This is a genomic window from Streptomyces sp. SID486, assembly GCF_009865385.1.
In the GTDB taxonomy this organism is placed as follows: Bacteria; Actinomycetota; Actinomycetes; order Streptomycetales; family Streptomycetaceae; genus Streptomyces.
Window position 1 is genome coordinate 1 of the sequence record NZ_WWJT01000608.1, and the last position, 8,755, is coordinate 8,755.

Here is an 8,755-nt window from a genome sequence, read left to right on the forward strand (position 1 = left end):
GTGGCCGCGCGCGGGGCCGCCCGCGCCGTTGCCGCCGGTCTCCCGGTGCAGGCGCAGGGCGCGCAGGAACTCCGTGGCCTGGGCGCGCAGGTAGGACGCGAGGGCGTCTCCCGTCACCGCCTCGGCCGTGGGGTCCGTCGGGTCAAGGTGTCGCTGTGCCACGCCGGCGCCTCCGGGCGTCTATGAGCATCTCCTGGACGTTGCGCAGGGGTTGGCCGTCCGCGTCGGTCGCGTGCCGCGTCCACTCGCCGTCCGGGCCGAGGTGCCAGGAGGCGGTGGTGTCGGACATGCCGGTGTCGAGCAGCCGGTTGAGGGCCGCGCGGTGGCCGGGGTCCACGACCCGGACCAGGGCCTCTATCCGGCGGTCGAGGTTGCGGTGCATCATGTCGGCGCTGCCGATCCACACCTCGGGTTCGCCGCCGTTGCCGAAGGCGAACACCCGGGAGTGTTCGAGGAAGCGGCCGAGGATCGAGCGGACCCGGATGTTCTCCGACAGCCCCGCGACACCGGGGCGGACGGCGCAGATGCCCCGCACCCAGATGTCGACCGGCACGCCCGCCTGGGAGGCCCGGTAGAGGGCGTCGATGACCGCTTCGTCGACCATCGAGTTGACCTTGACGCGGACGAAGGCCGGACGGCCCGCGCGGTGGTGCTGGGCCTCCTTGTCGATCCGGGCTATCAGGCCGTCCCGCAGGGACTTGGGGGCGACGAGGAGCCGGCGGTAGGTCTCCCGGCGCGAGTAGCCGGACAGCCGGTTGAACAGGTCGGAGAGGTCCGCGCCGACCTGCGGGTCCGCGGTGAGCAGGCCGAGGTCCTCGTACAGCCGGGCCGTCTTCGGGTGGTAGTTGCCCGTGCCGACGTGGCTGTAGCGGCGCAGGGTCTCGCCCTCCTGGCGGACCACCAGGGACAGCTTGCAGTGCGTCTTCAGGCCGACCAGCCCGTAGACGACGTGGCAGCCGGACTCCTCCAGCTTGCGCGCCCACTTGATGTTGGCGTGCTCGTCGAAGCGGGCCTTGATCTCGACCAGGACGAGGACCTGCTTGCCGGACTCGGCGGCGTCGATGAGGGCGTCGACTATGGGGGAGTCGCCGGAGGTGCGGTACAGGGTCTGCTTGATCGCGAGGACGTCCGGGTCGGCCGCCGCCTGCTCCAGGAACGCCTGCACGGAGGTGGAGAAGCTGTCGTACGGGTGGTGCAGGAGGACGTCACGGGCGCGCAGGGCCGCGAAGATGTCGGGCGCGGACGCCGACTCGACCTCGGCGAGGTCGCGGTGGGTGCCGGCGACGAACTTCGGGTACTTCAGCTCCGGACGGTCCAGGCCGTGGATGCGGAAGAGGCCGGTGAGGTCCAGCGGGCCGGGCAGCGGGTAGACCTCCGCCTCGGAGATCTTCAGCTCGCGGACCAGCAGGTCCAGCACCTCGCGGTCGATGGACTCCTCGACCTCCAGGCGCACCGGCGGCCCGAAGCGGCGCCGCATCAGTTCCTTCTCCAGGGCCTGGAGGAGGTTCTCGGCGTCGTCCTCCTCGACCTCCAGGTCCTCGTTGCGGGTGATCCGGAAGGCGTGGTGCTCCAGGATCTCCATGCCCGGGAACAGCTCTTCCAGGTGGTTGGGTGCCGCGATGACGTCCTCGATGGGGACGTAGCGTCCCGGGGACGCCTCCAGGAACCGGGTCAGCAGGGGCGGCACCTTCACCCGCGCGAAGTGCTTGTGGCCGCTGACCGGGTTGCGGACGACGACGGCCAGGTTCAGCGAGAGGCCGGAGATGTACGGGAAGGGGTGGGCGGGGTCGACGGCCAGCGGGGTGAGGACCGGGAAGATCTGGTGCCGGAAGAGCGTGAAGAGCCTGGCCTGCTCCTTGTCGGTCAGCTCGCTCCAGCGGACCAGGTGGATGCCCTCCTCCGCGAGTGCGGGGGCGACGTCCTCGTGGTAGCAGGCGGCGTGCCGGGCCATGAGTTCGCGGGAGCGGGACCAGATCATCTCCAGCACCTCGCGGGGCTGGAGGCCGGAGGCGGAGCGGGTGGCGACGCCGGTGGCGATACGGCGTTTGAGACCGGCCACCCGGACCATGAAGAACTCGTCCAGGTTGCTGGCGAAGATCGCGAGGAAGTTCGCCCGCTCCAGCAGGGGCGTGTTCGGGTCCTCGGCCAGTTCGAGGACCCGCTCGTTGAAGGCGAGCCAGCTGCGCTCCCGGTCCAGGAAGCGGCCCTGGGGCAGGGGAGCGCCGTCGGCCTGGGGCTCCTCGAAGGTGTCGAGGTCCGCGTCGAGGTCGGGTTCCAGGTCGGAGACGGCGGCGGCGACGGCGTGCTGCCGGTGCGCGGCGATGGAGCCCACGGAGGGCTGCGGGTGCTGGGCCTCTGCTGCCTGGGTGTCTGGCTGACTCATGAACCCATTCTTCCGCGCGACGGCCGCCCCGGGCGCGTCGGAACGCGGGGCGGGGAGCTTCACGGTCCCGTTCTCCGCGGCGGGCCCCTCGTGGGGCGGCGAAGGCTCTGGCACGGCGGGCTTCATTGGCCGAGCGTCGCAAGCCTGGCTGAATCAATGGTTACGGCGACATGACGTGCGGGATAGCGGGGAGCGGCTCGACGGGGTCCCGGGGCGGGAGCGCACCGGCCCGGTCCGTCCCTTCCCAAGGGGCGGACCGCGCCGGTGCGTGCCCCGGGGCTCAGGCGGTCCGGCGGCGCAGGACGGAGTACGCGGCGGCCACAGCGGCCCCGGTGAGGGCCAGGACCATGCCGGTGGCGGCCAGGTGCAGGGGCCAGAAACCGGTCAGCGGGCCGCGCAGCGGCTGCCACAGGTCGCGCAGGTACAGCCGCAGGAGCAGGGTGGCCGCGAAGGCGGCGGCGAGCGCGGCGAGCGTGCGGCGCAGGACCAGGCCGGCCAGGGCGCCCGCGGCCAGCCCGAACAGCACGAGTGCGGGCAGCAGCGGGCCGCGCGGGACGAAGACGCGGTCCCAGGTCCAGTTCGTGACCAGGACGTCGGCGTCGGCGGACCAGACCCGGCCGAAGACCAGGGCGAGCACCGTGGCTCCGGCGAGCAGCGGCAGCGCGGCGGTCACCAGCTTGGCGGTGAGCCAGCGCACCGGCGTGACGGCCTGCGTCCACATCAGGTGCGCGGTGCCGGACTCCAGCTCGCGGCCGACCAGCGCGGCACCGGCCCAGGCGGCCACCGCGGCGGGGGCGTGGCAGAGGGCCTCGCCGAGGAGGTTCATGACGTTGTCGGTGTCGGTGAGCACGGTGTAGGTGCACCAGCCGCCGACCCCCCGGCACGCCCGGTCCCGGGGGGCGGCGGAGAAGTGGACCCAGAGCAGCTCACCGGCCGTGAGGAGGACGAAGGCGGCCCAGACCAGCAGGGCCGGGCGGTGCAGCCGCAGCAGGGTGCGGCGGGTGGCCGGGCGGTCGGGGGCGAGGGTGTTCATGCGGCGGTCCTCCGTGCGGTCCGGGCGGTGCCGGTGGCGCGGCGCAGCAGTGCGAAGGAGCCGAGCACGAGCAGGCCGGTGACGGCCAGGAGGAGCGCGCAGCTGACGAACTGGAGCGGCCGGTAGTGGGAGTAGGGGTGGTAGGTGTGCCAGTAGCCGGTGACGTCGGCGTACGCGGCCCGGCACGGGGCCTCGCCGGTGCAGTCCGGGAGGGGGACCCGGGCGCCGGAGCGGGTCACCACGCCCTGGTCGACGCCGAGGCCGGAGCCCGCGTAGCCCTTGTCCGGCGTGGAGACGGAGGTGACCGCGGGCCACAGGTGCGGCAGGGCCAGCTCCAGCAGGCCCCGGAGGGCCGCGACGGCCACCAGGGCGACGAGCAGGGCGGGCAGCGTACGGCGGAGCAGCAGGCCCGCGAGGGCGCCGAGGGCGAGTCCGGCGAGGGCGAGGACGACGGCGGTGGGGCCGTTGGCGTAGAAGGTGAGGCGGTCGTACCAGTCCTCGGCGGTGTCGATACGGCCCCGGCCCGCGCTCCAGGCGAGGTGGTGCAGCCGGCACAGCAGCGCGGTCCCGGCCGCGACGGCCACCGCTGGGACGGCCAGCCGGACCGCCAGCCAGCGCGCCGGTGACGTGCCCTGGGTCCAGGCCAGCAGGGCGGTGCCGGACTCCAGTTCGCGGCCGACGAGCGCGGCGCCCGCCCAGCCGGCCACCAGCAGGGGCAGCGCGTTCAGGGTGAGGGTGGCGTAGGTGCGGTAGTCCTTGTACCGGAGGATGGCCTCCTGGTCGTAGGCGCACCGGGCCGTGCCCGTGCAGGCTTCGTACTGCCGCCAGCCCTCGGCGGCGGCGTCGGCGAGCGGGCCGCGCAGGCCGAGCAGCAGGGCGGCCAGCGCGATCACCAGGGCCGCCCAGGCGTACAGCGCGGGCCGGTGCAGGCGCAGCACCCAGCGGGTCAGTCGCGGTGTGCCGGCCGCCCGGACGGCGGCGGTGCCGGTCAGGGCGGTGGTCATGCGGCACTCTCCTCGGGCAGGGCGGGCGCGCCGGGGTTGCGCAGATGGGCGAGGACCAGTTCCTCCAGGGAGGGCGCCGTGGTGCGCAGGCCGCCGGGGAGCGGTCCGGCCGGGCGGACCAGCGCGGTGAGCTGGCGGCCGGTGACCCGGGACTCCACCACCGTGTGGGTGCCGAGGTCGGTGGTGTCGGCGGCGCCGCTCACCCGCCGGTGGGCGGCGAGCAGCTCGTCGATCTCGCCGGCCAGCCGGATCCGGCCGCCGCCCATCAGCAGCAGGTGGTCGCAGGAGTCCTCCAGCTCGGCGACGACGTGCGAGGACATCACGATGGTGGTGCCGTACTCGGCGGCCTGCGCCATCAGCGTGCCCCTCAGCTCGTGCCGGGCCAGCGGGTCGAGGTCGGCCATCGGCTCGTCCAGGAGCAGCAGTGCGGGCCGCTTGCCGAGGGCGAGGGCGAGTGCGACCCGGGTGCGCTGGCCGCCGGAGAGGGTGCGGACGCGGGCCCCGGGATCCAGGTCGCCGCTCGCGACGACGCGCTCGGCGACGGCCGGGTCCCAGTGGCCGGGGTTGAGGTCGGCGCCCATGCGCAGGGTCTCGGCGATGGTGAGCTGCGGGTACAGCGGCTTGTCCTGGGCGACGAAGCCGACCCGGGGGCGGGCGGCGGCCGGGGTGGTGCCGAGGACGGATACGCCGCCCTCGGTGGGCGTGGTGAGCCCGGCGGCCAGGGCCAGCAGGGTGGACTTGCCCGCGCCGTTGGGGCCGACGACGGCGCACACCCGCCCGGCCGGCAGCCGGAACGAGCAGTTGCGCAGGGCCCAGGCCCCACGGCGGCGGAACCGTTTCCCCAGAGCGTCGGCCCTGAACGCCGTGTCGCTGCTCATGACGGGTCTCCCTGGAAGTGCTTGTCGAGTACGGCGGTGAAGAGTGCGGACACGTCGTCCCGCTCCAGTCCGGCGGCGCGGGCGCGGCGCGCCCACTCCTCCAGTTCCGTGCGCAGCGGGGAGTCGGCGGGGGCGGCGCCCAGGGTCCGGCGGACGAAGGTGCCGAGCCCGCGCCGCGCCTCCACCAGGCCCTCGCGTTCCAGCTCGCGGTACGCCTTGAGCACGGTGTTGGGGTTGATGGCGGTCGCCTCCACGACCTCGCGCGCCGTGGGCAGCCGGTCCCCCGGTTCCAGCAGGCCGAGACGGAGGGCCTGCTTGGTCTGCTGCACGATCTGCACGTAGGTGGCCACGCCGCTGTGCCGGTCGATGCGGTACTCGACCATCGGGTACAACCACCCTTTCACTAATTGAGTAGTGAAAGGGTGGTGCAAGAGAGGGGCGGCCGTCAACTCGGCCGCCCCTCGCGTGCGGGTCTGTCAGGTTTCGGTGCGGTACATCAGGTCCGTCTCGTGGACGGTGAACCCCAGCCGCTCGTACACCGTCACGGCTGCCTTGTTGTCGGCGTCGACGTAGAGCATCGCGGTCGGCAGCTGCTGGGCGGCCAGGTGGCGCAGCCCGATCGTGGTGAGCGCCTTGCCCAGCCCGCCGCCCTGCTCGCCGGGGCGCACCCCGAGGACGTACACCTCGCCGAGCCCCTCCTCGGCGTGCACCTTGGTCCAGTGGTAGCCGATCAGCTCCCCGCGCCGCTCGGCGAGGAAGAAGCCTGCCGGGTCGAACCACGCCTCGGCCTTGCGGTCGTCCAGGTCCCGCTGGGTGAGCGAACCCTGCTCCGGGTGGTGGGCGAAGGCGGCGGCGTTCACCGCGAGCCAGGCCGCGTCGTCCTTGCCGGGCACGAAGGCGCGCACGTCCACGCCCTCCGGCAGCACCGGATCGGGCAGCTCCAGGCCGGACAACGGCCGCCGCATCTGCCGCAGTTCGCGGAACAGGGTCAGGCCCAGCACCTGGGCCAGATGCCGGGCGGCGGGGTGCCCGCCGTGCGCCCACACCCGCAGCCGCTTGCCGGAGGCGGCGAGCAGGGCCGAGCCGAGCGCCCGGCCGTGCCCGTGGCCGCGCTGCGCGGGGTGCACGACCAGCTCGGCGGCCGGCGCCTCGACCGGGTCGGTGTCCTCCAGCTGGGCGTACCCGGCGAGTTCGCCGTCGACCGTCAGCAGCAGGTGCGAGACGCCCTCGCGGGCCCCGCCGCGCAGCTGCAGCCGGCCCTGCTCGGACACCGGTTGCTGCCCGTCGACCCGGGCGGCCTCGCCGAGCAGGCGCAGCACGGCCTCGGCCCGGTCCGGGGTGAGCGCGGAATAGGTCTCGATGGAGCGGGCGGGAAAGCCCCGTACGGTGTCGTCGCTGCTCATGCGTACGAGGGTACGGTGCGGCCGGGGTGAAGTCCCGGTGCACCGGCCGCAAAGGAACCGGCAAAGGGAAACCAGGATGTGACCCCGAACCCCCTGTCGCGCTACGCGCGTTGACCCTAGGCTGCGCCGAGCCACCACAGCCGACCCACAGGGGGGTTCCCATGTCAGCCGCGCCCCGGCGCACCAGACGCCGTACCTACGGCCTCCTCGCGACCGCAGCCGGCCTCGCCACGGCGGCCGCGCTGACCACCGCCCTCCCGGCGGACGCGCACGAGAGTCACCACCGGCACCACCGGCCGGCCCGCTACCAGGACGTCCAGCTGCTCTCCTTCAACGACCTGCACGGCAACCTGGAGCCGCCGTCCGGCTCCTCCGGCCGGGTCACCGAGCTGGAGCCGGACGGCACGACGAAGACGATCGACGCGGGCGGCGCCGAGTACCTCGCCACCCACCTGCGCCAGGCCCGCGAGGGCCACCCGTACTCGATCACCGCGGCCGGCGGCGACATGGTCGGCGCCTCCCCGCTGCTGTCGGGCCTGTTCCACGACGAGCCCACCATCGAGGCGCTCGACAAGCTGGACCTGGACGTCACCTCGGTCGGCAACCACGAGTTCGACGAGGGCGCGCGGGAGCTGGCCCGCCTGCAGAACGGCGGCTGCCACCCTACGGACGGCTGCTACACGGACAAGAAGTTCAAGGGCGCGGACTTCCCCTACCTCGCGGCGAACGTCCTGGACGACAGGACGAAGAAGCCGATCCTCAAGCCGTACTGGGTCTGGAAGAAGAACGGCGTCAGGATCGGCTTCATCGGGGTCACGCTGGAGGGCACCCCGGGCATCGTCTCCGCCGACGGCGTCAAGGGCCTGAGCTTCAAGGACGAGGCCGAGACGATCAACAAGTACGCCAAGGTGCTCCAGCGCCAGGGAGTCGAGTCGATCGTCGCCCTGATCCACGAGGGCGGCTTCCCGGCCTCCGGCTCGTACAACTACGACTGTGACTCCGCGGGCGCGGGCAGCGGCCTCTCCGGTCCCGTCGTGGACATCGCCCGGAACGTCACGCCCGCGGTGGACGCCCTGGTCACCGGGCACACCCACACCGCGTACGTGTGCACCGTCCCGGACCCCTCCGGCCGGCCCCGCATGGTCACCTCCGCGGCCTCCTTCGGCCGCCTGTACACCGACACCACGCTGACCTACGACCGCCGCACCGGCGACATCGTGCGTACGGCGGTGAAGTCGGCGAACCGCGTGGTCACCCGGGACGTCCCCAAGGCACGGGACATGACCGAGCTGATCGGGAAGTGGAACGCGCTCGCCGCCCCGATCGGCAACCGCGCCATCGGCTACATCTCCGCCGACGTCGACAGCACCGGCACCGAGTCGCCGATGGGTGACCTGATCGCCGACGCGCAGCTCGCCCACGGCCGGGAACTCGATCCGAGGACCAGCCTGGCCCTGATGAACCCGGGCGGGGTCCGGGCCGGCCTGACCTACGCGGCCAAGGGCGGGGAGGGCGACGGCGTGGTCACCTACGCCGAGGGCTTCACGGTCCAGCCGTTCGCCAACACCGTGAACCTCCAGGACCTCACCGGCGCCCAGCTGATCCAGGTGCTCCAGGAGCAGGTCAGCGGTGCCAACGCGGCCGCCCCGAAGATCCTCCAGCCGTCCGCCGGGCTCACCTACACCCTGGACCTCACCAAGTCGGGCGCGGACCGCGTGGTCACCGGCTCCGTCCGGCTCGACGGCGCTCCGCTCGACCCGGCCGCCACCTACCGCGTCGCGACGAACAGCTTCCTCGCGGGCGGCGGCGACGGCTTCCCGACGCTGGGCCAGGGCACGAACGACCTCGTCGGCTCCGACGACCTGACGGCCCTGGAGAAGTACCTGACGGCGAACTCCTCGCCCACGAACCCGATCGCCCCGCCGAAGGCCGACCGGATCACGGTCGTGCGGTAGAAGCGTCCGGGACCGGTCCCCGCGGCGCCCCTGAGGTCGTCCCCCAGGGGTGCCGCCCCGGCCGCGGCGCGCGGGGCGGTGCGCCGGGGCCCGCCCGGC

General features: G+C 73.5%; 7 protein-coding genes and 1 pseudogene. 1 reads left to right on the forward strand and 7 read right to left on the reverse strand.

Going from position 1 to position 8,755, the window contains the following annotated elements:
• The 7 genes and pseudogenes from GT045_RS28450 to mshD form a co-directional block, all read right to left on the reverse strand.
• Positions 1 to 162, reverse strand: a pseudogene (locus GT045_RS28450) (metal-binding protein); the annotation flags it as partial.
• Positions 143 to 2,383 carry an RNA degradosome polyphosphate kinase gene (locus GT045_RS28455; protein ID WP_161287008.1) on the reverse strand — a complete coding sequence of 747 codons (2,241 nt, stop codon included), beginning with the start codon at positions 2,381 to 2,383 and terminating at the stop codon, positions 143 to 145. The pseudogene GT045_RS28450 and the gene GT045_RS28455, both read right to left, overlap by 20 nt.
• A gap of 280 nt (positions 2,384 to 2,663) precedes the next feature.
• Positions 2,664 to 3,416 (reverse strand): hypothetical protein, encoded by a 753-nt coding sequence (locus tag GT045_RS28460; RefSeq protein ID WP_161335940.1) that lies wholly within the window; start codon positions 3,414 to 3,416, stop codon positions 2,664 to 2,666.
• Positions 3,413 to 4,420, reverse strand: a complete 1,008-nt coding sequence (locus tag GT045_RS28465) for an ABC transporter permease (RefSeq protein ID WP_161335941.1) — start codon at positions 4,418 to 4,420, stop codon at positions 3,413 to 3,415. Before GT045_RS28465 ends, GT045_RS28460 begins: the two co-directional genes overlap by 4 nt.
• Positions 4,417 to 5,298, reverse strand: coding sequence for an ABC transporter ATP-binding protein (locus GT045_RS28470; protein ID WP_161335942.1), 882 nt, complete (start codon positions 5,296 to 5,298; stop codon positions 4,417 to 4,419). Before GT045_RS28470 ends, GT045_RS28465 begins: the two co-directional genes overlap by 4 nt.
• Positions 5,295 to 5,681 (reverse strand): GntR family transcriptional regulator, encoded by a 387-nt coding sequence (locus GT045_RS28475; RefSeq protein WP_161287005.1) that lies wholly within the window; start codon positions 5,679 to 5,681, stop codon positions 5,295 to 5,297. The genes GT045_RS28470 and GT045_RS28475 overlap by 4 nt, the downstream gene beginning before the upstream one ends.
• Before the next feature lie 93 nt (positions 5,682 to 5,774).
• The gene (mshD, locus tag GT045_RS28480) at positions 5,775 to 6,701 is read right to left on the reverse strand and encodes a mycothiol synthase (RefSeq protein WP_161287004.1); all 927 of its coding nucleotides are present in this window, start codon (positions 6,699 to 6,701) and stop codon (positions 5,775 to 5,777) included.
• A 161-nt stretch (positions 6,702 to 6,862) separates the two neighbouring features.
• On the opposite strand from mshD, the gene GT045_RS28485 reads away from it, so the two are divergent.
• Complete coding sequence (locus GT045_RS28485) at positions 6,863 to 8,656, forward strand: bifunctional metallophosphatase/5'-nucleotidase (RefSeq protein WP_161335943.1); 1,794 nt, start codon at positions 6,863 to 6,865, stop codon at positions 8,654 to 8,656.
• Positions 8,657 to 8,755 lie beyond the last annotated feature (99 nt).